The organism is Arthrobacter sp. NicSoilC5 (assembly GCF_019977395.1).
Taxonomy (GTDB): Bacteria; Actinomycetota; Actinomycetes; order Actinomycetales; family Micrococcaceae; genus Arthrobacter.
Genome location: NZ_AP024660.1, coordinates 1,319,758 through 1,342,988, shown reverse-complemented (window position 1 = coordinate 1,342,988; position 23,231 = coordinate 1,319,758). Strand labels below are relative to the sequence as shown.

Genomic DNA, 23,231 nt, shown 5'->3' with positions numbered 1-23,231 from the left:
CGTGCGCCGTCCAGCCGCTGCCAGCTCTTTCCTTGCCGCCCTCGCCGGTGCCGGCCTCCTGCTCAGCGCCTGCAGCCCCCAGCCGTCGCAGACCGCGGACCAGGCGCAGGGGATCAACGTTGTGGCCTCAACAAACGTCTACGGTGACATCGCCCGCACCATCGGCGGGGACAAGGTCAACGTGACGGCCATCATCAACAGTGCCGGGCAGGATCCGCACTCCTACGAGGCGACCGCGCAAGACCGGCTGGCTGTGTCCAAGGCCCGGCTCGTCATCGAAAACGGGGGCGGCTACGACGACTTCATCCACACCCTGGTGGAGAGCAGCAAGCTCGACAGCGCCTCCGTGCTGACCGCCGTCGAGGTTTCCGGCCTGGCCCACCCGGACGAAGCTGCCAGTGCAGCGCCATCCACCACCCCCGAGGCAGCAGCTGGCCATGACGGTCACGACCACGGCGGCCTTAACGAGCACGTCTGGTACAGCCTGCCTGCCATGGAGCGGATGGCTGACGGCATAGCGGACAAGCTCGCCGCGCTGGACCCCGGCGCTGCGGCTACCTTCTCCGCCAACGCTGATTCCTTCAAGTCCTCCCTGTCCTCCCTCCACGGCCACCTGGATGCCATGAAAGCCGCCGGGGGAGGGGGCCGGGTGGCAGTCACGGAGCCGGTCCCGCTCTACATGCTGGAAGATGCCGGGCTGGCGAACGCGACGCCTGAGCAGTACACGGCCGCCATCGAAGAGGGCGCTGACGTTCCTCCCGCCGTCCTGAAGGAAGCCACGGACCTGGTCGGCTCCAAGGCAGTCCGCCTGCTGGGCTACAACGCCCAGACGGAAGGACCCCAGACCGAGGCACTGAAGAAGGCGGCGGAAACCGCCGGAGTGCCCGTTGTGGACTTCACCGAGACACTGCCCGAAGGCAAGACCTACCTGCAGTGGATGACGGACAATGTGAACAACATCAGCAAGGTTCTGGAGACAAACAGGTGAATTCCGTCGTCAGCCTCAAAGGGGCGTGCCTCAGGTTCGGCCAGCGCACGCTCTGGGACGGCCTTGACCTGGACATCAGGCCCGGCGAGTTCTTCGCCGTGCTGGGTCCCAACGGCAGTGGCAAGACCAGTTTCCTGAAGGTCCTGCTGGGCCTGCAGAAACTGCACGCCGGAGAAGCGATGCTTGGCGGGCGCCCCGTGGAACGCGGCAGCAACCTGATCGGGTACATACCCCAGCAGAAGTCCTTTGCACCGGACACGCCCATGCGTGCCCGCGACCTGGTGGGGCTGGGAGTGGACGGACACCGCTGGGGAATCCGGCTCTCGCAGGGCAGGACAAACCGGAAGGTTGACCAGCTCCTGGAACTCGTGGGTGCATCCGACTACGCCAACGTCCCGGTGGGGCAGCTCTCCGGCGGCGAACAGCAGCGGCTTCGGGTGGCCCAGGCCCTGGCGACCGATCCCCAGGTCCTGCTCTGCGACGAGCCTCTGTTGTCCCTGGACCTGCACCACCAGCAGGCGGTGAGCGCCCTGATCAGCAAGCAGAGCCGCGAGCACAACAGCGCCGTGGTCTTTGTGACCCACGAAATCAACCCGATCATCGAGTACGTGGACCGGGTCCTCTACCTGGCCGGGGGACGTTTCCGCGTCGGAGCGCCCGATGAGGTCATGACCACCGACGTGCTGTCCGACCTTTACGGCAGCCATGTGGAGGTGATCCGCGCCAACGGCCGGCTCGTGGTGGTAGGCCTTCCCGACGCCACCACCCACCACCACGCCGGCGCGGACACGATGGCGGGGGAGGTGCTGTAATGGACGCCGACAGCATCCTGGGCGCCATCTTCAATTTCGACAACTACGGCGAGCTGCTGGTCCTGGTCCAGAACTCTATCTGGGCGGGTGCCATCCTGGGGCTGCTTGGCGGCCTGGTGGGCACTTTCGTCATGAAGCGCGACCTTGCCTTCGCAGTCCACGGTATTTCCGAGCTGTCCTTCGCGGGAGCCGCTTTCGCACTCCTGGTCGGGGCGGATGTGGTCTTCGGCTCGCTGGTTGGATCGGTGGCGGCCGCACTGCTGCTGGGCCTGATGGGAGTCCGCGCGCGGGACAAGAACTCGATCATCGGGGTCATCATGCCGTTCGGGCTGGGACTGGGCATCCTGTTCCTGTCGCTTTACCAAGGCCGCGCGGCGAACAAGTTCGGGCTGCTGACCGGGCAGATCGTTTCCGTGGACACAGTCCAGCTCCAGGCACTCGCCGGGACCGCCGTCGTCGTGATGCTCGTGCTGCTGGCCATCTGGCGGCCGCTCAACTTCGCCAGCGTTGATCCGGAACTCGCTGAGGCGCGGGGAGTGCCCGTCCGCAGCCTGGGCATCGTGTTCATGATTGTCCTGGGCGTCAGCGTGGCCCTGTCCATCCAGGTGGTGGGCGCCCTGCTGGTCCTCGCCCTGCTGATCACCCCCGCTGCCGCGGCGTTGCGGGTTACCTCATCGCCGGTGGCGGCGGTGGTGCTCAGCGTGGTCTTCGCCGTGACGGCCACGGTGGGCGGGATACTGCTGGCCCTGGGCGGCCGGATCCCCATCAGCCCCTATGTCACCACGTTGTCGTTCCTGATCTACGTGGTGTGCCGTACCATCGGCTCGGTACGGGAGGCCCGTGGCCTCAATGGGCGGGTCCTTACAGCTTCCCGGCAGCCTTAAGGGCGGTGCAGTCCGGGCACAGCCCGAAGATTTCCACCGTGTGGTCCACCTCGGTGAACCCATGCTCGGACGCGGTGCGCACGGCCCACGTCTCCACGGCGGGGGCTTCCACCTCCACGGCCTTCCCGCAGTTCCTGCACAACAGGTGGTGATGGTGGCCGGTCACCGCGCACCGCCGGTACACCGCCTCGCCATCGCCGTTGCGCAGCACGTCAACCAGGCCCTCATCGGCGAGTGACTGCAGGATGCGGTAGGCGGTGGCAAGCGACACCGACACACCCTGGTTTTGCAGGATCCGGTAGAGCTCCTGGGTGCTGACGAAGTCGTCCAGCCGGTCAAGGGCAGCACTGACGGCTTTGCGCTGCTTGGTAACGCGCTGTTCCTTGCCGCCTCCAGCCGGGGACGGGGCGGCGGAATCAGCCTTGACGCCGGTAGGCATGGACGAACTCGCTTCCGTGGGGGGCAAACATCAAGATTACCAGCCGGATCTTCCTGGACGGCGTTCGTGGACAGCGTTCCGGAACGGACCCTAGGCTGGCGCTTATGAAGCTGACCAAATACACCCATGCCTGTGTCCGGCTCGAGAAGGAAGGCGGGGTCCTGGTCCTGGATCCCGGATCCTTTTCCGAATCAGCGGAGGCGCTGTCCGGGGCCCACGCCGTCCTGGTGACGCACGAACACGCTGACCATTTGGACACCAAGGCCGTGGTGGAGGCCCTCCAGGGCAGCCAGCACCTTGAGCTCCACGCTCCCGCGGGCGTGGCGGAGCAGCTGCGCCAGGAGGCTCCGGGTGCCGCGGACCGCATCCACGCGGTGGATCCGGGGTCCTCGTTCCAGGCGGCGGGCTTCGACATCCGCAGCTTTGGCGGCCAGCATGCCCTGATCCACCCCCAGATTCCCATGGTGGCCAACATCGGCTTCCTGGTGGACCAGAACGTGTACCACCCTGGGGATTCCTTCATCATTCCGGATGGCATCACGGTCCAGACACTCCTGGTTCCGCTGCACGCCCCCTGGAGCAAGTCCGCCGAGGTAGTGGACTTTGTGATCGGGGTGCGGGCGCCGCGTGCGTTCCAGATCCACGACGGGCTGCTCAACGACAACGGCCTGGGAATCGTTGAAGGGCACGTCCAGCGGATCGGGGCCAAGTACGGCACGGAGTACCGGCATCTGGCACCGCGCGAGTCGGTGGAGGTCTAGTTGGTCCACTCCCCGGTGTCCAGGAAGCGCGCAATCACCGCTTCGTATGGCGCCGGGTCCAGTCCCTGGCCGGCCAGCCAGTCCTGGTTCCAGTAGTTGCCCGCATAGCGTTCGCCGCCGTCGCACATCAAGGACACGATGCTGCCCCGGCGTCCCTCCGCCAGCATGCCGGCAATTGTCTGCCAGACGCCCCACAGGTTGGTGCCGGTGGACGGGCCGGCGTGCAGGCCCGCGAAGGAGTGCAGGTGGCGCATCGCAGCAACGGACGCGGCGTCGGGGACCTGGACCATCCTGTCGATCACCGTGGGAATGAAGCTGGGCTCCATCCGCGCCCGGCCAATGCCTTCGATCCGCGAAGGCAGGCCCGTGGGCTGTGCGGCTGATTCCCCCAGCCAGCCGGGGTAGAACGCGGAGTTTTCCGGGTCCACCACCAGCAGCCTGGTGGGATGGCTGTGGTACCGCAGGTACCGGCCGATCGTGGCGCTGGTTCCGCCGGTGCCGGCGCCCACCACGATCCAGTCCGGCACCGGGTGCGGCTCCAGGCTGAGCTGGCCAAAGATCGATTCGGCGATGTTGTTGTTGCCGCGCCAGTCCGTGGCCCGTTCCGCATAGGTGAACTGGTCCATATAGTGCCCGTTGCAGGTGGCGGCCACCTCTTCCGCCGCCGCGTAGACGTCAGAGGCGTTTTCCACCAGCAGGCATGAACCGCCGAACTTCTCGATCAGCGCGATCTTCTCCGGGCTGGTGGTGCGTGCCATGACGGCGACGAAGGGCAGACCCAGCAGCTGGGCGAAGTACGCCTCCGAAACAGCGGTGCTTCCGCTGGAGGCCTCGACGATGGTGGTGTCCTCCCGGATCCAGCCGTTGACCAGGCCGAACAGGAACAGCGACCTGGCCAGCCGGTGCTTGAGGCTGCCGGACCGGTGGGTGGACTCGTCCTTGAGGTACAGCTGGATGCCCCAGTGCTCCGGCAGGGCCACCGAGTAGAGGTGGGTGTCTGCCGAACGGTTGTTCTCCGCCGTGATGGTGCGGATGGCCTGGTCCGCCCAGTCCCGGTCCGTTCCGCCGCTGCCCGTGCCGGTGCTGCCCTCGATCTTCACCGCACCAGCCTACCCGCGGCAGCCGGACTGCCCGTCTACAGTTGGACCGTTGCCGGCGCCAGCACATGGCCCGGATTCCGCAGAAGGAGCACCATGAAGCCATTGATTGACGTCCCGGGCCTTGAAGCCAGGCTTGCTTCCGGGCCCCGGACGGTACTGCTGGACGTGCGGTGGGTGCTGGGCGATCCGCATGGCCAGGACCACTACCTGGCGGAGCACCTGCCGGGCGCGGTGTTCGTTGACCTGGCCACGGAGCTTGCTGATCCGGCCGTGCCGGACCGGGGCCGGCATCCGCTGCCGTCCCGCGACCGTTTCCAGGAGTCGGCCCGCCGGTGGGGCCTGCGGAACGGTGACGTGGTGGTTGCCTACGATGACAGCGGGAACATGGCGGCGGCCAGGCTGTGGTGGATGCTGCGCGACGCCGGTGTCAGCGAGGTCTACCTGCTCGACGGCGGTTTGGGCGCCTGGCGTGCTGCCGGCCTGCCGCGTGAGGCGGGCCCGGTCCATCCCGTCCCCGGCGATGTTGAGCTGGGCACCGGGCAGATGCCCGTGGCCGACGCCGGTGCTGCCGCCACCTGGCCGCAGAGCGGCCTGTTGCTCGACGCGAGGGCGGGGGAGCGGTACCGGGGCGAGATTGAACCGGTGGATCCACGTGCCGGCCACATTCCCGGAGCAGTCAGCGCCCCCACCGCTGCGAACCTGGACCAGGCCGGGCGGTTCCTTGCCCCGGCCGAGCTGCGGCGGAGGTTCGAATCCCTGGGCGTGCAGGACGGCCGGCCGGTGGCCGTCTACTGCGGCTCCGGCGTCACCGCAGCGCATGAGGTGGCCGCACTGGAACTGGCCGGGTTTTCCGCTGCGCTCTACCCGGGCTCCTTCTCGGAGTGGTCCAACCGCCCGGACCTGCCGGTCGCCACCGGCGCGGAACCTGGGGACGGCGCGGCTCCGGGTGGAATCTCCGGCGGAGCCGGGGGTAGCGTCGCACTATGACACCAGGACGTCCCGTACCACCGCCCCTTGCCCATCCCATTCCGCCCGTGGCCGGAGCCGCGCCCGCAGCCGCCGGAACCCCAGCAGTCGCAGCCCCGGACTCCGGCGTGCGCGCCGCAGCGTACGGCGCCGTGTCCGGAGCCAGCGGGCTGGTGCCGCTGACGGTCGCCAGACGCGCCCCAAAACCGGACGATGTGGAAATCGCCATCGAGTTCTGCGGGCTCTGCCACTCCGACGTGCACGCCACCCGCGGAGAATGGGGCGGCCAGACATACCCCCTGGTCCCCGGCCACGAAATCGTGGGAACGGTCAGCAGGACCGGTTCGAACGTCACCGATTTCGCAGTGGGCGACCGCGTGGGCGTTGGCTGCATGGTGGACTCCTGCCGCGAATGCGAAAGCTGCCTGGACGGCCTTGAGCAATACTGCGAAAAGGGGATGACCGGCACCTACGGCGCAAAGGACCGGCGGAACGGGGACGCCATCACCCAGGGCGGTTATGCGTCGTCCATCGTGGTGGACCGCCGCTACGTCCTGCGCGTACCGGAATCGCTGGATCCGGCAGCCGCCGCGCCACTGTTGTGTGCCGGCGTCACCACATTTTCGCCGCTGCGCCACTTCGACGTGGAGGAAGGCGACGTGGTGGGCGTCGTGGGGCTTGGCGGGCTGGGCCACATGGCGGTCAAGCTGGCCAAGGCCATGGGCGCGAAGGTGGTGGTGTTCACTACATCCGAATCCAAGGTTGCGGCCGCCCTGGAACTGGGCGCGGATGAGGTTGTCCTGTCCCGCGATGAGGCCGCGATGGCCGCCGCGAACCGCAGCATCGACCTCATCATCGATACTGTGGCGGCCCCCCACGACCTGAACCCCTTTTTCCGCACCCTGCGCGTGGACGGCGCGCTCTTCCAGCTGGGGCTGCCCTCCGAAGCCATGCCGCCGGTCAATCCGGGTGCCCTGATCCGTCGCAGGATCGCCTATGCAGGCTCACTGATCGGCGGCATTGCCGAAACGCAGGAGATGCTCGACTTCTGCGCCGAGCACGGCGTGGTTGCCGATATCGAGATGGTGGCCGCCGGACAGCTGAATGAAGCCTACGACCGGATGGTCGCTGGAGACGTAAAGTACCGGTTCGTGCTGGACACCAGCACGCTGCAGGCAGCAGCCGAGGAGGCAGACGCATGAGCACCCTGTTCACAAAGATCCTGAAGGGCGAGATTCCCGGCCGGTTCGTCTGGCGCGAGGACGACGTCGCGGCGTTCCTTACCACCGGACCGCTTGCCGACGGCCACACACTGGTGGTCCCCACCGAAGAAGTGGACCGGTGGACTGACGCCACGCCGGAGACCCTGGCCAGGGTCATGGAAGTGGCACGGCGGATCGGTGCGGTCCAGGTGGACATCTTCCGCGCCCGGCGGGCCGGGCTGATCGTGGCCGGCTACGAGGTCAACCACCTGCATGTGCACGTGTGGCCGTCGCAAAGCATGGCCGACTTCGACTTCGGCTCAGCGGACCAGAATCCCGATCCCGCAGTACTGGATGCCAACGCCGAAAAGCTCCGCGAGGGCCTCCGGACGGCCGGCTACGGGGACTTCGTACCTGCGGCCTGACGTCCCGTCATCGTCCTGCGTGCCCGGCTTTTGCCGGCCGGGCACGCAGGACGCGCTGAGCAGCAGAAGGTGTTCAGGCCGGCGCGAGGGCCTTGTTCAGCACTGTTCGGATGCGCTTCTCGGACACGGAGTAGGCAGTTCCGAGCTCGACGGCGAACAGGCTCACCCGGAGTTCCTCGATCATCCAGCGCACCTGGGTTAACTCCCGTCCGGCACGCCGCCCCGGCAGCAGCGCCGACACGGCGTCGTCGTAGTCGTCTTCCAGCCGTTGCACCACTGCCATGTTCAGGGCATCCCGCTGCACGTTCCCGGGCAGGCGCTCCAGCCGCTTCTCGATGGCCGCAAGGTACCGCGGAAGCTGGCTGAGCTGGGCGTAGCCCGTGCGTGCCACAAAACCCGGGTACACCAGTTGCTCCAGCTGGCTCCTGACGTCGTTCAGCGCACTGATCAGGGCCAGGCTGGTGGTGCCCTTGAGCTGCTTTTCGATCCGCCGGGTGCTGGCCAGGATGCGCTCGACGACGGCCGTGACCGTGAAGACGGTGTCAATCAGTTCAGCGCGCACCAGCTCATACAGGGCGTCAAAGGCCTGGCGGTCCCAGGGCAGTTCCGGTGGCGTGAGCTTGTCGATGGCCGCCAGCGCACAGTCCGCGATCAGGGCCGACACCGAGCCGTGCGGGTTCTGGCTGAACGTGAGTTTCTCGGTGTTGCTCAGGTGCTCCAGGACGTAGCGGTCCGGCGCCGGAACGCGCAGTGCCAGCAGCCGGATCACCCCGCCGCGCATGGCGTCGAGCTGTTCTTCTGACGTCTGGAACACGCGCAAGGCTACCGTCTTGCCCTGGTCCACCAGCGCCGGATAACCGGTAACTGTGTGGCCCTTGACCATGCTGCTCACCTGGCGTTTGATGGTGCCGAAGGTCCATTCGGTCAGGCCTTCCTGCTCCACGAACCCTGCCGTGGCCGGGGCTCCCGGCACCCCGGCGCCCTGCTGACGGGCCGGTGGGCCGCCGTCGGACGCCTTTCCCTTCCGGCGCTGCCCGTTAGGGGCGGCTCCGGGCGCAGTGGAGGCCGGGGTGGCGCCAAGCGATTCGGCGATGGCACGCCGGGTGGCGGGGGCAAGCTGCTCCTGAAGCCCGGCGAGGTCCTTGCCCTCGCCCAGGACTTTGCCCTTGCTGTCCACCACCTTGAAACTGACGCGCAGGTGCGGGGGGACCGCGTCCCAGTTCCAGGAGCCGGGCGGGATGACCGCGCCGCGGATCCGCCGCAGCGCAAGCTCCAGCGAGGGCTCCAGATCGTCTGTGGCGGGATCGAAGTCGGACTCGAGGACGGCAACTGCCTGCCGGGCGACATCGGGGGCGGGGACGAAGTTCTTCCGGATCTGCTTGGGCAACGACTTGATCAGGGCGGTCACCAGCTCCACCCGCTGGCCGGGGATCAGCCACCGGAACGGGGCGTCGTCGAGCTGGTTCAGGAACAGGACCGGCACTTCGGCAGTGACGCCGTCGGACGGGTCGGGGGCTGAGCCCGGTGCCACCGGATGGAATTCGTACGTCAGCGGAAGCTCGAAGCCCTTGTGCAGCCAGGTCTTCGGGTAGGCGGAGACGTCCAGGTCGTCGGCGTCATCGCTGAGGAGCAGTGACTTGTCGTAATCCAGGAGGTCCGGGTTCTCCCGGCGGGCATCCTTCCACCACTTGTCGAAGTGCCGCTCGGACACCACGTCGGGGCCGATCCTGGCGTCGTAGAACTCGAACAGCGTTTCGTCATCCACCAGCAGGTCGCGGCGGCGCATGCGGGCCTCGAGTTCCTCCACCTCGTGCAGGAGCGCCCGGTTGCGGTGGAAGAACTTGTGGTGGGTACGCCAGTCGCCTTCCACCAGGGCATGCCGGATGAACAGCTCACGGGCAACCACCGGATCCACCCGGCCGTAGTTGATCCGCCGCTGGGCGATGATCGGAACGCCGTAGAGGGTGACCTTTTCGTAGGCCATGACCGCGCCCTGCCTGGTGGACCAATGGGGTTCGCTGTAGCTGCGCTTCACCAGGTCCGGGGCCACCTGCTCAGCCCATACCGGATCGAATTTGGCGGCCACCCTGGCCCAAAGCCGGCTGGTCTCCACCAGCTCGGCCGCCATGACAAACGTGGGGGACTTCTTGAACAGCGCCGATCCGGGGAAGATCGCGAAGCGGCTGCCCCGGGCGCCGGCGTATTCGCGCTTGCGCTCGTCCAGGATGCCGATGTGGCTAAGGAGTCCGGAGAGCAGGCTGATATGGATGCCGTCGTGGTTGCCCACGGGATCCGCCAGGCGCTTGTTGTCCAGCGTGATCCCCAGCGGACGGGCAAGCTGGCGCAGCTGGGTGAAGAGGTCCTGCCACTCCCGCACCCGCAGGTAGTTGATGAACTCGGCGCGGCACAGCCGCCGGAAGGCCGATGACGAGAGCTCCTGCTGCTTCTCCTGCAGGTAGTTCCAGAGGTTGAGGTAGCCGGTGAAGTCAGAGTTTTCGTCCCGGAAGCGGTTGTGCTTTTCCGCGGCAAGTTGCTGCTTGTCGGTGGGCCGTTCGCGCGGGTCCTGGATGGTAAGCGCGGCAGCCAGCACCATGACCTCGCGGACGCAGCCGCGCTTTCCCGCTTCCACGATCATGCGGCCCAGGCGCGGATCCACGGGCAGCTGGGCAAGTTTCTGCCCGACGGCGGTGAGGCCGCCGCCCTGCGGCCCGCCCCTGCCGCCGGCTGCTTCAGCCTTGGTCCCGGTACCTTGGGAGCGCGGGGGAGCCAGGGCGCCGAGCTCGCGAAGGAGGGTGACGCCGTCGTTGATGGCCCGGGTTTCCGGCGGTTCGACGAAGGGGAAGTCCTCCACGTCCTTGGGCCCCCTTGCCACGCCCATGGCGGTCATCTGGAGGATGACGGCGGCGAGGTTGGTCCGCAGGATCTCAGGATCGGTGAACCGGGGCCGGGATTCGAAGTCTTCCTCGGAGTACAGCCGGATGGCGATGCCGTCGGACACGCGGCCGCAGCGGCCCGAGCGCTGGTTGGCCGACGCCTGCGAGACGCGCTCGATGGGCAGGCGCTGGACCTTGGTGCGGTGCGAGTACCGGGAAATGCGGGCGGTGCCGGTATCGATGACGTATTTGATGCCCGGAACTGTCAGTGACGTTTCCGCCACGTTGGTGGCCAGCACGATGCGTCGCTTGCTGCCCGGATGGAACACCTTGTGCTGCTCCTGCAGGCTCAGGCGCGCAAACAGGGGAAGGATCTCGGTGTTGGCCAGCCTGCGGTTGGACTGGATGCGGGCCTGCAATGCTTCCGCGGCGTCCCGGATTTCGCGCTCGCCGGAGAAGAACACCAGGATGTCCCCCGGGGCTTCGGCGGCAAGTTCGTCCACGGCATCGCAGACGGCGTCCAGCGGATCGCGGTCTTCCTCAAGTTCGTCGTCAGAGGCGTCTTCTTCGTCCGCTTTCGGCTGCGAGAGGGGGCGGTAGCGGATTTCCACCGGGTAGGTCCGGCCGGACACCTCAACAATGGGGGCAGGGTCGTCCGGGGTGCCGAAGTGCTTGGCGAACCGTTCGGGATCAATGGTGGCCGAGGTGATGATGACCTTCAGGTCCGGCCGCTGGGGGAGGACCCGCTTGAGGTAGCCCAGGATGAAGTCGATGTTGAGGCTGCGTTCGTGCGCCTCGTCAATGATGATGGTGCTGTATTTCCGCAGCAGTTTGTCCCGCTGGATCTCGGCGAGCAGGATGCCGTCGGTCATGAGTTTGACCTTGGTCGCCTTGCTGACCTCACCCGTGAACCGGACCTGGAAGCCTACTTCCTGCCCGATCTCGACACCGAGCTCCTCCGCGATGCGCTCCGCCACGGTCCGCGCTGCCAGCCGGCGGGGCTGGGTGTGCCCGATGAGGCCTTTCTCGCCCAGTCCCAGTTCCAGGCACATTTTGGGGATCTGGGTGGTCTTTCCGGAGCCGGTCTCGCCGGCGATGATGGTCACCTGGTTGGCGGCGATGGCGGCCATCAGGTCCTCGCGGCGCTCGGAAACCGGCAGCTCGGCGGGATAGGAGATATGAAAAGTCATGGCTGCAGACAGTCTACTGCCGTAGGGAACCGCCCCTTCGTCGTTTCCCGGCCGCCGCCCGCCCTCAGCCGGGCCCGTCGGTGTCCGCGCCGGGAAGTGGTCCGCCGGCTTCCTCCGCGGCGGCCCGCGCGGTATCAACCAGGATGCGCCATGGACCGGTGAGGGCATGCTCGGGCAGGGCAGCCCTGCGCTGCCCGGCCGTGATGGAGTAGATGAAGCGGTCCGGCCGGGGCGCCTCGAAGGCCGCCGCGGCTGCCCGTGGAGTGCTGGGAACCGCATCCCACGGGCAGGCCTCGACAATGGGCTGCCACTGGCTGAGGTCGCTGTCCGTCCGGGCGTCCACCGTCCACACGCGAGTGATTGCCGCGATCCCGCCGGTGCGCTCCACCTTGATCTTCATGGCCTGGCCCCTGGGCTTCCATACGGCCCGGGGCCAGTGAGTGGGCCGCCGGGCAGTGGTTAAACCTTGACCTTCACAGTTTCCCACGCCGCCCCCACGGCGTCATGCTCCGGGGACTCCGGACCAAAAAGGTCGGCGGCAGCGCGGACCGTGGCACGGGCAAAGACGGTGAACGTGGCGGCGGGCGGCAGGGAACCGTTGGTCAGGGTCTCGTACCAGATCCGGCCCGGAGCCTCCCACGCGCAGCCGCCCAGTGCCTCCGCCACCAGGTAGAAGGCGCGGTTGGGGATGCCGGAGTTGATATGTACGCCGCCATTGTCCGCGCTGGTCCGGACGTAGGAGTCCATGGAGTCAGGCTGCGGGTCCTTGCCCAGCACGTCGTCGTCGTACGCGGTCCCCGGCGCCTTCATGGACCGCAGGGCCCGCCCCTGGACCTTGGACGTGAAGAGCCCTTCCCCGATCAGCCAGCTGGCCTGCGCGGTGGTCTGGTTCTTGACGTACTGCTCAACGAGCGCGCCGAAGACGTCGGACATGGATTCGTTCAGGGCACCCGCCTGGTTGCGGTACACAAGCCCCGCCGAGTACTGGGTGACCCCGTGTGCCAGCTCGTGACCGATGACGCTGACGGATTTGGTGAAGCGCTCGAAGACGTCGCCGTCGCCATCGCCGAAGACCATCTGGCTGCCGTTCCAGAAGGCATTATCGTACAGCTTGCCGAAGTGCACCGTGGCGTCCAGCTTCAGCCCTCGGCCGTCCACCGAATCCCGCCCGAAGGCGTCGGCATACAGCCTGTGCGTGTTCCCCAGCCCGTCATAGGCCTCGTCCGTAGCGGCATCGCCGGTGGCGGGTCCGCCTTCTTCGCGGGCAGGCCTGCCCGGGAGGGTTTCGTCCCCGCCGGCGTCGTAGACGGCGCGGTTGACGGGTCCTGGCTTTTCCGACCGCAGGCCCGGCGGAAGGGCCGGAACAGCCTGCGAACGCGCAGCCTGGAACGATTCGACGTGGCCCAGCGCCTTCCTGGCGGCGCTTGCCGCGGACGAGAACTCCGGCGCATCCTGCTGCGCCAGCCGCCGCAGCATGTACGGCGGAATGATTGAACAGAATGGAACGTGCATGGCGTACCCCCTCAACTAGGTGAAATCAGCCTAAGAGGAGCCACCGACAATGACAGGGACGCCACCGGCACGAATTCAGCAGCCGCCGGGCGCTGGAGCGGGCAGGGCTGGGTACGGTAGGCGCATGGCTGAAACCGAAAAGCGAACAAAATCCAGCTCCACCCTGCTGACTGTCATCATCGCCTTCGTGGCGAATGTGCTCGTGGCGGCGGCAAAGTCAGTGGCCGCTGTCCTTTCCGGCTCGGCCTCGATGGCCGCGGAGGCAGCGCATTCCTGGGCGGATACCGGAAACCAGGTGTTCCTGTTCTTGGCGGAGCGCCGCTCTGCCCGGCCCCGGGACAAGAGCCACCCCATGGGATACGGCCGGGAAGCCTATGTCTGGTCGATGTTCGCCGCGTTCGGCCTTTTTACCGCCGGGGCAGTGGTGTCCATCATGCACGGCATCCAGGAGATCATTGCCCCTGAACCGGCGGCGGACTTCACCGTGGCGTACATCGTCCTTGCCGTGGCCTTCGTCTTCGAGGGAGTCTCCTTCGTCCAGGCGTTCCGCCAGACCCGGAAGGCGGCCCACGAGCTGGAACGGCACACCCTTGAACAGGTCCTGATCAGCTCCGATCCCACCCTGCGCGCCGTGTTCGCCGAGGATGCCGCCGCGCTGATCGGCCTCGTGGTGGCGTTCGTGGGCGTATTCCTGCACCAGGTCACCGGCTCGCCGCTGCCGGACGCAATCGGTTCGATCGTCGTCGGCGTGTTGCTCGCCGTCGTCGCGGTTGTCCTGATCGACCGCAACAGGCGCTTCCTGGTGGGCCAGGGCGTCACCCCGGACATCGAGCGCTCCATGGCCCGGCGGGTGCTGGAGCACCGCGACATCGCCCGGCTCACCTACCTGCACCTGGAATTCGTCGGCCCGCGCAAGCTGTACCTGGTGGCGGCGGTGGATCTGGAGGGGGACCACCCGGAGCACGAGGTGGCGGTGGCCCTGCGCCGGATTGAGCGTGAGCTGGAGGACCACGAAACGGTAGAGGAAGCCGTCCTGACCCTGGCAACCCTTGACGAGGCAGCCCTGCGTTTCTGAGCCGGCGCCTTCCGGCGGCCCGGACCGGCAGGGGGCAGGACGCACGGGAACGAAAAACCCCCGCCGCTTAAAGAAGCGGCGGGGGTTTCCATGTGCCCTCGGTAGGATTCGAACCTACGGCCTTCTGCTCCGGAGGCAGACGCTCTATCCCCTGAGCTACGAGGGCAATTTCCGGATATCCTGCCGTTTCCGGCGGGACGTCCTAGAGCTTAGCAGGAAGGTGGCCCGCAAGGGAAAACCGCCGCCCGGACCAGTCCAGGGTGGTTGCCGAAGCAGCCTCAGTAGCCCGAGAAAGAGTCCGTCCGGACCCGCCGCGCCCCGGCCCGCCTGGCCGCGCGGCGGAGGGATGCGACGCTTGCGGGCGAGCCGGAAACGTAAACCTCCCGGCGGTCGATATCCGGGACAAGCGCTGCAAGCGCCGTTCCATCCAGCCGGCCGGACGCGCCGGCGGACGCGGAGGCCAGGCCGGCAGGCGGGTCGGAGCCATCCGCCAGCCGCACCAGTACACGCATGCCGGACGTCCCGAGTTCTTCCGCGTAGGCCACCTCATCAGCGCTCCTGGCCAGGAGCAGGAGCACAGCGTCCCGCTCCCGCAGGGCCCCGGAAGACAGGTGGGACACAAACGGCGTGATGCCGATGCCCGCCGCGATGAGCAGAACCGGCCGGCGGGGATCCCGCGCCAGGACGAAGTCGCCGCCCACCGCCGTGGCTGTCACTTCGTCCCCCGGCTGCAGCGCCAGGAGCGCCGCCTTTGCCGCAGACAGAGGGCCCGCCGTCCGGACGCCAAATTTCACCAGGCGCTCGCCGGGGGAGCCGGTCAGGCTGAACACCCGGCGCCGGCCTTTTCCATCCGGCCTGGCCTGCGGCAGGTCCAGCTCCATGTACTGTCCGGGGAGGAAACGTACCGGGCGGGCGGGCTCGAACGAGAACTCGGCGGTGGTGGGCGTCAGCCGGCGGCTCCCTGCGAACCGGAGCTTTACGGCCCCGCGCTGGCCCGCCAGGAAAGCCAGCAGGTTGCCCGCCAGCAGCGCCGCCTCCGGGGAGTTGGCCACAATGCCCAGGTTCCACGGCACCGCGAAGAGCACCCCAACCACAGCTGCAAGTGCCAACTGCTGGGGCCGCCGCGGCGGCAATGTCAGGGGCTCGGTCAGCATGAAGCCCACAAAGAAGAGCACAGGACGCTGGGCGAGGGCCTGCCAGACGCCCATCCCGGCCGTCATCCCCGAGCGAAGCAGTTCAAGGGTAATGATCGCGGTGGCTGCCCCCGTGAACACGGATGCCATCAGCACCTTGCGTGTCCGGTGCAGGACCACCAGCACGCCCGGGACCAGCACCCAGAGCATGGCCGGCGTCGCGGCCCACCACGTGGCGATGTTCAGCCCGGTGAGTCCGGTGGCAAACGCGCCGGCCGCGGCGGGATTGAATATGTGCCGTCCGCGCCACGCCAGTGCGTATTTGGACGCCGACGCCAGCACGCACGCCAGAGCCACCCCCGCCAGGTCCCTCGGTTGCAGGGACGGCCAGAACAGGAAATAGAGCAGCAGCCCGGTGATCAGCGAGGACTCGGAATGGGGGTTGACCCGGAAGAGTGCCGCCAGCGCCCGGTTGGCGGCGTAGGTCAAGCCCAGGCACAGCGCCAGGTGTGCCAGCATTTCCGGGACTCCGAACGTCAGCCAGCCCAGCACATTCAGCAGCAGGCTGTAGGCGGCGAGTACTGCCAGGACCACAAGGATGAGCCGGTACATGGTGAACCTGCCCACGGCGGTGCTTATCCGGCCCGTCAGGGAGGGGGCCGGGCCGGTTTGTGGTGTGTCCACGGGGCTCATGCGAACAGCTTCCCTTCGAATTCGGCGGAATAGGCTGCGCTGCCGTCGGAAAAGACCGTCAGCCAGGAAAAGTCGAACGCCTCCTGGAGCAGTGCGCCCGGAACGAAGAAGAGGGCGGTGGCGAGGGCATCGGCAACCATGGCCGTCTCCGCCAGTGCCCAGGTGGCGACGGCGGTCCGGACCGGCTGCCCGGTGGTTCCGTCCAGGACGTGGTGCAGTCCGTCGCCCCAGGCGCGCCGGTTGGCGGCCGACGCGCACAGGGCCCGGCCCTCCAGGTCCACCACGCCAATCGCCTGTGCCGGGTTGTAGGGGTGTTCAAGCGCCACGCTGACGGGTACGGTTCCGCGGGCCAGCAGGTCCCCGCCGGCATCAATGACGAACCCGCCCACACCGGCGGCCGCCAGCTCCTGCGCCAGCAGGTCCACCAGCAGGCCCTTGCCGGCGGCGCCAATGTCCAGGACCACCGGGGCGCCGGCAGTCAGGACCGTTCCGGACCACGTGAGGACCGATTCCCAGTCCGGTGCCGGGAGCGGCGGCCCCGCTGCCCGGAGGGAGTACGCTGCGTCATACCCCAGGCGCTCCAGGCTCCCGCCTATGAGGGGTGTCATGGCGCCGTTCGTCAGGTCGTAAAGCTGCCGGTACAGCTCACCCAGTGGCGCGGCCTCCTCCGGGAAGGAGTAGCGTCCGGGCCGTCGGGCCATGGCTGCAACGCGGGAGTCGGCACGGAAACGGGACCACTCGCCGTCGAACTTTTCCACCCTGCCCAGGACCCGTGTCCGCACGGCTGCGGGCAAGGGCAGGTGAGTGGTGATGTGCCAGCCGGTGCCGATCCCCTGGAACGAAAAGTCCTCCCGGTCCGTCGCGGACACCGCCTAGTGCGCCTCCGCCTTGATCTTCTCCAACGCCTGGTTGAACCCTCCGCTGGTCAGTGAGGACCCGGACACCTTGGAAACGTTGAGTTCATCGATGTTCCTGCCCACCACCTGGGCTGAGATGCCCCCGGCGAACTGGCCCTGGAATTTGCGGGTGTTGGGATTGGACGGGTGCTGGGTGATCTGGACGTCCGTGACTTTTCCCGCTGCCAGCGTCAGCTGCACACCCACCGTTTCCGTGCCGTTGGGCGAGACGTAGTTGCCGTCCGCACTGTAGGTGCCGTCTTTGTAGGTGCCGCCGCTGCCGGCCAGGGCGGAGGATCCGGCAGTGGGGGCGCCCGGGGCCGCGGCAGTGCCGGGGGTGCTGTCGGCGGTGGACGGCGCGCAGCCCGCCACGGTTCCCGCCAGGGACAGCCCTGCGATACCGGCGAAGAGGCTTCTCCGGAGCAGGACTGTGGAAACAGAAGGGCCCTTTAAGGCAAAAGTACTCCCGGGAGTGACGGGGCTTTTAGGGATGGAGGGTCTCATGAACGCGCTCGTTTCTCTGTGGGCTGTTCACTTCCGTGGAGCTGCCACCTGCTGTGGGGCGGCGCCGTGCGGCAGTGGCTACGGTTTAGTCAACGCCGGATCCGCCCGAATGGTTCACGGAACCGGCCCGGAAGATTTCTTTTGCACTCCGCCGGGGGCACGCACAGCCCAAATTCTTTGCTGTCTCTGGCCCCCGGTACGCTAGAGGGGTGACTCCCGAAGAACTTTCCCTCGCCATATCCGCCTGCCTCAAGGACGCCGTCGCCGCCGGCGATATCGACCTTGCGGCATCAGCCATTCCGGCTGAGGTGCGCGTGGAGCGACCCAAGAACCGGGACCACGGCGACTGGGCCACCAACATCGCCCTCCAGCTCGCCAAGCAGGCGGGCACCAATCCGCGCGAATTCGCCGCCGTCCTCAGCAGCCGGCTCAAGTCCATCGACGGCGTCTCCGCCGTGGATATCGCCGGGCCCGGATTCCTGAACATCACCGTGGACGCCGCAGCCGCCGGTGCCCTGGCCAAGGCCATCGTCGAGGCCGGCAAGGACTACGGCACCAACACTGCGCTCGCCGGGCGCACCGTCAACATGGAGTTCGTCTCCGCCAACCCCACCGGGCCGCTGCACATCGGGCACACCCGCTGGGCCGCCCTGGGCGACTCGATCGCCCGCGTGCTGCGCGCTTCGGGCGCTGATGTCACCGCGGAGTACTACATCAACGACGCCGGCTCGCAGATGAACACCTTCGCCAACTCCGTCTACTCCCGCCTGCACGGCCTTCCGGTGCCGGACGGCGGCTACCCCGGGCAGTACATCGCCGAGCTTGGCCATGAAGTCCTCACCGCGCACCCGGACATCCGTGAGCTCACCGAAGTGGCCGCCCTGCCGGTCATCCGGGCCGCCGCCTACGAGGCCCAGATGAAGGACATCAAGGCCACCCTGGCGGACTTCGGCGTCGAGTTCGACGTCTTCTTCTCCGAGCAGGAGCTGCACGACGCCGGCGCCATTGAGAGTGCCGTGGCGCGCCTTCGCGAGCAGGGCCACGTGTTCGACGACGGTGGTGCGGTGTGGCTGCGGACCACGGACTTTGGCGACGACAAGGACCGCGTCATGATCCGCGCCAACGGCGAGCCCACGTACTTCGCCGCGGACGCTGCCTACTACCTGTCCAAGAAGGACCGCGGCTTCACGGAGAAGATCTACCTCCTGGGCGCCGACCACCACGGCTACATCAACCGGCTCAAGGCGATCGCCGCCGCTGCCGGTGACGATCCCGAGGTGAACATCGAAGTCCTGATCGGCCAGCTGGTGTCCGTCAACGGCGCCAAGCTGTCCAAGCGCGCCGGCAACATCATCGAACTCAAGGACCTGATCGACTGGCTGGGCAAGGACGCAGTCCGCTACTCCCTGGCACGGTTCCCCGCCGACTCGCCGCTGACCCTTGATCCGGAACTGCTGAAGAAGCACAGCAACGAGAACCCGGTGTTCTACGTCCAGTACGCCCACGCCCGCTCCCGGGGCGCCGCGCGCAACGCCGTGGCGGCCGGCGTCGAACGCCAGGTGGACGGCCAGGACAGCTTCGATGCGTCGCTCCTGGACCACGCCACGGAAAACGAGCTGCTGTCCTACCTGGGCAGCTACCCGTCCATCGTGGCCAAGGCTGCCGAACTGCGCGAACCGCACCGCGTGGCGCGCCACCTGGAGGCCATCGCAGGGGCGTACCACCGCTGGTACGACGCCTGCCGTATTGCCCCCATGGGTGAAGAACCCGTCACGGACCTCAACCGCACCCGGCTCTGGCTTAATGACGCCACCAGCCAGGTGCTGGCGAACGGCCTTGACCTGCTGGGCGTTTCCGCGCCGGAACGGATGTAGGACCCATGACGCACACAGCAGCACAGGGCTCTCCGCTTGCCCCGGAGTGGCTTGCCGTTCCGGATGACCTCAATGCCCTCCACGAACCAATGTGGGCCGGCGACGCAGCGCGCAACGCCGACGGTGAACTCGCCATTGGCGGCATCCCCGTCAGCGAGTTGCAGCGGCAATACGGGACCCCGCTTTTCGTGATGAGCGAGAACGACTTCCGTGCCCGGGCCAGGGCATTCAGCGACGCGTTCAACAACGCCTTCGCGGATATCTGCGGGGGAGTGGACGTCTACTACGCCGGCAAGTCGTTCCTCTGCACCGCAGTGGTCCGCTGGGTGGAGGAAGAGGGGCTGCGGCTGGACACGGCCTCGGGCGGGGAACTCGCCGTGGCCTACCGGGCCGGAATTCCCGGGGCGGACGTCGCCCTGCACGGCAACAACAAGTCCGACGGCGAGATCCACAGGGCGCTTGACATGGGCCTGGGGCGGATCGTGGTGGACAGCCTCGATGAGCTCGTGCGCGTCGGTGCGATCGCGCAGGGGCGCGGGGAGCAGGCGAAGGTCATGCTGCGGCTCACCCCCGGCGTGCATGCCCACACGCACGAATTCATTGCCACCGCCCACGAGGACCAGAAGTTCGGCCTGTCCATGGCCGCCGACACCACCGATGAAGCGGGGATCTCCGCTGCCGAGGAAGCGGTGGCCGCTGCATCAGCGCATCCCGGTATCGAGTTGCTCGGCCTGCACTGCCACATTGGCTCCCAGATCTTCGAGCCGGACGGCTTTGCGCTGGCCGCCGAGAAGCTGCTGCGCTTCCTGGCCGCCATGCAGGAAAAGTACTCCATCATCCTGCCGGAACTGGACCTTGGCGGCGGCTACGGGATCGCCTACACGCCGGTGGACACCCCGCGCCCTGCCGCGGAGATCGCCAACGCGATGGCCGCCGTTGTGCGTTCCACCTGCGCCGAACTGGGCATCGACGCGCCGCGCATCTCCATTGAACCGGGACGCGCGATCGTTGGCAGCACTACCTTCACCCTGTATGAAGTGGGCACGCTGAAGACGGTCCGCGTGGACGCACCCGGTACGTCCGGTGACGGTGACGCGGGCAACAACGTTACGTATCCCCGCCGGTATGTTTCGGTGGACGGCGGCATGAGCGACAACGCCCGCCCGGTGCTGTACGACGCGGATTATTCGGCAGTCCTGGCCTCCCGCACCTCCAGCGCCGCCCCGCAGCTGTCCCGCGTAGTGGGCAAACATTGCGAGAGCGGCGACATAGTTGTTAGAGATGTATATCTGCCCGAGGACGTGGCAGCCGGTGATCTGCTTGCTGTACCGGGAACCGGCGCCTACTGCTGGGCCCTCTCGAGCAACTACAACTATCTGGCCCGGCCGGGCGTTGTCGCGGTGCGCGACGGATCTTCCCGGCTGATTGTCCGCGGGGAAACCGAAGAAGATCTGCTGAACCGCGACATGGGAGCCTGAATGACGGAAATGCGAACGCTGAAAGTAGCCCTGCTGGGCTGTGGCAACGTTGGAGCCCAGGTTGCGCGGATCCTCATTGAGGACGCCGACGCCCTCGCTGCCCGCACCGGTGCCCGCCTGCAGCTCAGCGGCATCGCCGTGCGCAACGTCAACGCCGCCCGCGACGTGGACCTGCCGCAGGAGCTCTTCACCACCGACGCCGAAACCCTCGTCAAGGACGCGGACCTGGTGATCGAACTGATGGGCGGCATCGAGCCTGCCCGCACCCTGATCCTCTCCGCGCTGCGCAACGGCGCCTGCGTTGTCACCGGCAACAAGGCACTCCTGGCCCAGGACGGCCCAACGCTCTACGAAGAAGCGGACAAAGCCGGCGTCCAGCTCTCCTACGAGGCCGCGGTGGCCGGCGCCATCCCGATCCTGCGCCCCATCCGCGACAGCCTCTCGGGCGACCGCATCACCCGGGTGCTGGGCATCGTCAACGGCACCACCAACTTCATCCTTGACCAGATGGACACCACCGGCGCCCAGTTCGCCGACGCCCTCGCCGAAGCCCAGCGCCTTGGCTACGCCGAAGCGGACCCCACCGCCGACGTCGAAGGCCACGACGCCGCGGCGAAAGCCGCCATCCTCGCGTCACTGTCCTTCCACACCCGCTTTGCGCTGGACGATGTCCACTGCGAGGGAATCACGTCCGTCAGTGCTTCGGACATCGCCGCCGCAAAGGACGCCGGCTTCGTCATCAAGCTGCTGGCCATCGCGGAGAAACTGACCGACGCCGACGGCAAGGAAGGCGTGTCCGTCCGCGTGCACCCCACCCTGCTGCCGCGCGAACACCCGCTGGCCGCCGTCCGCGGTGCCTTCAACGCGGTATTCATCGAGGCCGAAAACGCCGGTGAGCTGATGTTCTACGGCCAGGGCGCCGGGGGCACCCCGACGGCATCCGCTGTCCTGGGCGACCTCGTGTCAGCAGCCAGGCGCCTGGTCCTGGGCGGTCCCGGCCGCACCGAAACCACCACGGGCCACGTTCCCGCGCTGCCCATCGACGCGGCCACCACGAGTTACTACATTGGCCTGGACGTCGCCGACCAGCCCGGCGTCCTGGCAAAGATCGCCCAGCTCTTCGCCGAGCACGGCGTCTCCATCGAAATCATGCGGCAGACCATCCACCGCGATTCAGCTTCCAACGTGGAGTCGGCCGAACTGCGGATCGTCACCCACCGTGCGTCAGAGGCTGCCCTTGCAGCCACCGTCGAGGCCGTGAAGAGCCTGGACGTCATCAATTCAGTTACATCCGTTTTGCGGGTAGAAGGAGTCTAAGTGGCTCACCAATGGCGCGGTGTCATCCGCGAATACGCTGACCGTCTGCCCGTGACGGAGTCCACCAGGGTCATCACCCTGGGCGAGGGCGGCACCCCGCTGGTGCACGCACAGAAGCTCTCCGAACTCACCGGTTCCGAGGTCTACCTCAAGGTGGAAGGCATGAACCCCACCGGCTCCTTCAAGGACCGTGGCATGACCATGGCGATGACGGCAGCAGTTGCCTCCGGCGCGAAGGCCGTTGTGTGCGCTTCCACCGGCAACACGTCCGCCTCTGCTGCTGCCTACGCCACGGCCGCCGGCCTCAAGTGCGCGGTGCTGGTGCCCGAAGGCAAGATCTCCATGGGCAAGCTCAGCCAGGCGATCGCCCACGGGGCCACCCTGCTCCAGGTCGACGGCAACTTCGACAACTGCCTGGACATCGCCCGCAAGCTGGGGGAGTCCTACCCCGTCTTCCTGGTGAACTCGGTAAATCCCGCCCGCATCCAGGGCCAGAAGACCGGCGCCTTCGAAGTGGTCGATTCCCTGGGCGACGCACCGGACATCCACGTTCTGCCCGTGGGCAACGCCGGCAACATCACGGCCTACTGGAAGGGCTACAAAGAGTACTCCGCTCCCTTCGAATCGGAGACGGCCGGCACCCTTCCCGCCGTATCCACCAGGACACCTGCCATGTGGGGCTTCCAGGCCGCCGGTGCCGCCCCCTTCGTCGCAGGCCACCCCATCACGGAACCGGACACCATCGCCACCGCCATCCGCATTGGAAACCCGGCGTCCTGGGACGGTGCCGTCGGCGCCCGTGACGAATCCGGCGGGCTCATCGAGGCCGTCACCGATGAGGAGATCCTGAACGCCCACCGCTGGCTGTCGTCCAAGGAAGGCGTCTTCGTGGAGCCCGGTTCCGCCGCAGGCGTGGCCGGACTGCTCAAGAAGCACGCCGCCGGCGAGGTCCCCAGCGGAAAAACCATCGTCATCACCGTCACAGGCCACGGACTCAAGGATCCCCAGTGGGCCCTGCGCACCGAGGACGGCAGCGATGTCCAGCCGGTCAAGGTCCCCAACGACGTCGTCACCGTAGCCGCTGAGCTGGGACTGGAAGAAAAATAACC

At 67.4% G+C, this 23,231-nt stretch carries 20 protein-coding genes and 1 tRNA gene; 12 read left to right on the top strand and 9 right to left on the bottom strand.

The features are described 5' to 3' along the window. Position 1 precedes the first annotated feature (1 nt). Genes LDO22_RS06285 through LDO22_RS06275 form a run of 3 tightly spaced genes read left to right on the top strand, consistent with a single transcriptional unit; the run spans position 2 to position 2,684 of the window. Entirely contained in the window at positions 2–988 is a 987-nt protein-coding gene (locus tag LDO22_RS06285; protein WP_224026484.1) for a zinc ABC transporter substrate-binding protein, read from the top strand. Beyond that, positions 985–1,800: a metal ABC transporter ATP-binding protein gene (locus tag LDO22_RS06280; RefSeq protein ID WP_224026483.1), complete on the top strand. Its 816-nt coding sequence runs from the start codon at positions 985–987 to the stop codon at positions 1,798–1,800. Before LDO22_RS06285 ends, LDO22_RS06280 begins: the two co-directional genes overlap by 4 nt. Further along, positions 1,800–2,684, top strand: a complete 885-nt coding sequence (locus tag LDO22_RS06275; RefSeq protein ID WP_159631619.1) for a metal ABC transporter permease — start codon at positions 1,800–1,802, stop codon at positions 2,682–2,684. The genes LDO22_RS06280 and LDO22_RS06275 overlap by 1 nt, the downstream gene beginning before the upstream one ends. Here the strand turns inward: LDO22_RS06275 and LDO22_RS06270 are convergent. Further along, positions 2,662–3,123 carry a Fur family transcriptional regulator gene (locus tag LDO22_RS06270; protein ID WP_159631620.1) on the bottom strand — a complete coding sequence of 154 codons (462 nt, stop codon included), beginning with the start codon at positions 3,121–3,123 and terminating at the stop codon, positions 2,662–2,664. The genes LDO22_RS06275 and LDO22_RS06270 overlap by 23 nt on opposite strands. Before the next feature lie 104 nt (positions 3,124–3,227). On the opposite strand from LDO22_RS06270, the gene LDO22_RS06265 reads away from it, so the two are divergent. Further along, positions 3,228–3,884: an MBL fold metallo-hydrolase gene (locus LDO22_RS06265; protein WP_224026482.1), complete on the top strand. Its 657-nt coding sequence runs from the start codon at positions 3,228–3,230 to the stop codon at positions 3,882–3,884. On the opposite strand, the gene LDO22_RS06260 is transcribed toward LDO22_RS06265, so the two are convergent. Continuing rightward, on the bottom strand, positions 3,881–4,984 hold the full coding sequence (locus tag LDO22_RS06260; RefSeq protein ID WP_275181251.1) for a PLP-dependent cysteine synthase family protein: 1,104 nt from the start codon (positions 4,982–4,984) through the stop codon (positions 3,881–3,883). The two genes, LDO22_RS06265 and LDO22_RS06260, sit on opposite strands and share 4 nt — an antisense overlap. Before the next feature lie 93 nt (positions 4,985–5,077). On the opposite strand from LDO22_RS06260, the gene LDO22_RS06255 reads away from it, so the two are divergent. Genes LDO22_RS06255 through LDO22_RS06245 form a run of 3 tightly spaced genes read left to right on the top strand, consistent with a single transcriptional unit; the run spans position 5,078 to position 7,577 of the window. Continuing rightward, entirely contained in the window at positions 5,078–5,971 is an 894-nt protein-coding gene (locus LDO22_RS06255) for a sulfurtransferase (RefSeq protein ID WP_224026481.1), read from the top strand. Next, entirely contained in the window at positions 5,968–7,152 is a 1,185-nt protein-coding gene (locus LDO22_RS06250; RefSeq protein ID WP_224026480.1) for an NAD(P)-dependent alcohol dehydrogenase, read from the top strand. The genes LDO22_RS06255 and LDO22_RS06250 overlap by 4 nt, the downstream gene beginning before the upstream one ends. Next, positions 7,149–7,577, top strand: a complete 429-nt coding sequence (locus LDO22_RS06245) for an HIT family protein (RefSeq protein ID WP_159631625.1) — start codon at positions 7,149–7,151, stop codon at positions 7,575–7,577. The genes LDO22_RS06250 and LDO22_RS06245 overlap by 4 nt, the downstream gene beginning before the upstream one ends. 73 nt (positions 7,578–7,650) lie before the next feature. Here LDO22_RS06245 and hrpA read toward each other — a convergent pair whose 3' ends face one another. The 3 genes from hrpA to LDO22_RS06230 all read right to left on the bottom strand — a co-directional run bounded on the left by hrpA (position 7,651) and on the right by LDO22_RS06230 (position 13,152). After that, complete coding sequence (gene hrpA, locus LDO22_RS06240; protein ID WP_224026479.1) at positions 7,651–11,640, bottom strand: ATP-dependent RNA helicase HrpA; 3,990 nt, start codon at positions 11,638–11,640, stop codon at positions 7,651–7,653. Positions 11,641–11,704: 64 nt separating this feature from the next. Continuing rightward, entirely contained in the window at positions 11,705–12,040 is a 336-nt protein-coding gene (locus tag LDO22_RS06235) for a protealysin inhibitor emfourin (RefSeq protein ID WP_224026478.1), read from the bottom strand. Between the two features lie 59 nt (positions 12,041–12,099). Continuing rightward, entirely contained in the window at positions 12,100–13,152 is a 1,053-nt protein-coding gene (locus LDO22_RS06230; RefSeq protein ID WP_224026477.1) for a M4 family metallopeptidase, read from the bottom strand. A gap of 124 nt (positions 13,153–13,276) precedes the next feature. On the opposite strand from LDO22_RS06230, the gene LDO22_RS06225 reads away from it, so the two are divergent. Continuing rightward, positions 13,277–14,227, top strand: a complete 951-nt coding sequence (locus LDO22_RS06225) for a cation transporter (RefSeq protein WP_224026476.1) — start codon at positions 13,277–13,279, stop codon at positions 14,225–14,227. Between the two features lie 93 nt (positions 14,228–14,320). On the opposite strand, the gene LDO22_RS06220 is transcribed toward LDO22_RS06225, so the two are convergent. From LDO22_RS06220 to LDO22_RS06205, 4 genes are all read right to left on the bottom strand, one after another. Continuing rightward, a tRNA-Arg gene (locus tag LDO22_RS06220) sits at positions 14,321–14,393 on the bottom strand. A gap of 112 nt (positions 14,394–14,505) precedes the next feature. Further along, complete coding sequence (locus LDO22_RS06215; RefSeq protein WP_224026475.1) at positions 14,506–16,053, bottom strand: oxidoreductase; 1,548 nt, start codon at positions 16,051–16,053, stop codon at positions 14,506–14,508. Continuing rightward, positions 16,050–16,922, bottom strand: a complete 873-nt coding sequence (locus LDO22_RS06210; protein WP_224026474.1) for an FAD:protein FMN transferase — start codon at positions 16,920–16,922, stop codon at positions 16,050–16,052. Before LDO22_RS06210 ends, LDO22_RS06215 begins: the two co-directional genes overlap by 4 nt. A gap of 3 nt (positions 16,923–16,925) precedes the next feature. After that, complete coding sequence (locus tag LDO22_RS06205) at positions 16,926–17,339, bottom strand: FMN-binding protein (protein WP_224027173.1); 414 nt, start codon at positions 17,337–17,339, stop codon at positions 16,926–16,928. Positions 17,340–17,662: 323 nt separating this feature from the next. On the opposite strand from LDO22_RS06205, the gene argS reads away from it, so the two are divergent. From argS to thrC, 4 genes are read left to right on the top strand one after another with little or no spacing between them, the layout of a single operon-like run. Then, positions 17,663–19,327, top strand: coding sequence for an arginine--tRNA ligase (gene argS, locus LDO22_RS06200; protein ID WP_159631632.1), 1,665 nt, complete (start codon positions 17,663–17,665; stop codon positions 19,325–19,327). A gap of 5 nt (positions 19,328–19,332) precedes the next feature. Continuing rightward, entirely contained in the window at positions 19,333–20,805 is a 1,473-nt protein-coding gene (lysA, locus tag LDO22_RS06195; RefSeq protein ID WP_224026473.1) for a diaminopimelate decarboxylase, read from the top strand. Then, on the top strand, positions 20,806–22,122 hold the full coding sequence (locus LDO22_RS06190; protein ID WP_224026472.1) for a homoserine dehydrogenase: 1,317 nt from the start codon (positions 20,806–20,808) through the stop codon (positions 22,120–22,122). It begins immediately after the preceding gene. Next, positions 22,123–23,229 (top strand): threonine synthase, encoded by a 1,107-nt coding sequence (gene thrC / locus LDO22_RS06185; protein WP_224026471.1) that lies wholly within the window; start codon positions 22,123–22,125, stop codon positions 23,227–23,229. Positions 23,230–23,231: the final 2 nt, after the last annotated feature.

Coding starts and splice junctions, on each gene's coding strand:
- LDO22_RS06255 (WP_224026481.1), top strand. CDS start 5,078: ATGAAGCCATTGATTGACGTCCCGGGCCTTGAAGCCAGGCTTGCTTCC.
- LDO22_RS06275 (WP_159631619.1), top strand. CDS start 1,800: ATGGACGCCGACAGCATCCTGGGCGCCATCTTCAATTTCGACAACTAC.
- LDO22_RS06265 (WP_224026482.1), top strand. CDS start 3,228: ATGAAGCTGACCAAATACACCCATGCCTGTGTCCGGCTCGAGAAGGAA.
- hrpA (WP_224026479.1), bottom strand. CDS start 11,640: ATGACTTTTCATATCTCCTATCCCGCCGAGCTGCCGGTTTCCGAGCGC.
- LDO22_RS06230 (WP_224026477.1), bottom strand. CDS start 13,152: ATGCACGTTCCATTCTGTTCAATCATTCCGCCGTACATGCTGCGGCGG.
- lysA (WP_224026473.1), top strand. CDS start 19,333: ATGACGCACACAGCAGCACAGGGCTCTCCGCTTGCCCCGGAGTGGCTT.
- LDO22_RS06190 (WP_224026472.1), top strand. CDS start 20,806: ATGACGGAAATGCGAACGCTGAAAGTAGCCCTGCTGGGCTGTGGCAAC.
- LDO22_RS06250 (WP_224026480.1), top strand. CDS start 5,968: ATGACACCAGGACGTCCCGTACCACCGCCCCTTGCCCATCCCATTCCG.
- LDO22_RS06235 (WP_224026478.1), bottom strand. CDS start 12,040: ATGAAGATCAAGGTGGAGCGCACCGGCGGGATCGCGGCAATCACTCGC.
- LDO22_RS06245 (WP_159631625.1), top strand. CDS start 7,149: ATGAGCACCCTGTTCACAAAGATCCTGAAGGGCGAGATTCCCGGCCGG.
- LDO22_RS06215 (WP_224026475.1), bottom strand. CDS start 16,053: ATGAGCCCCGTGGACACACCACAAACCGGCCCGGCCCCCTCCCTGACG.
- LDO22_RS06270 (WP_159631620.1), bottom strand. CDS start 3,123: ATGCCTACCGGCGTCAAGGCTGATTCCGCCGCCCCGTCCCCGGCTGGA.
- LDO22_RS06225 (WP_224026476.1), top strand. CDS start 13,277: ATGGCTGAAACCGAAAAGCGAACAAAATCCAGCTCCACCCTGCTGACT.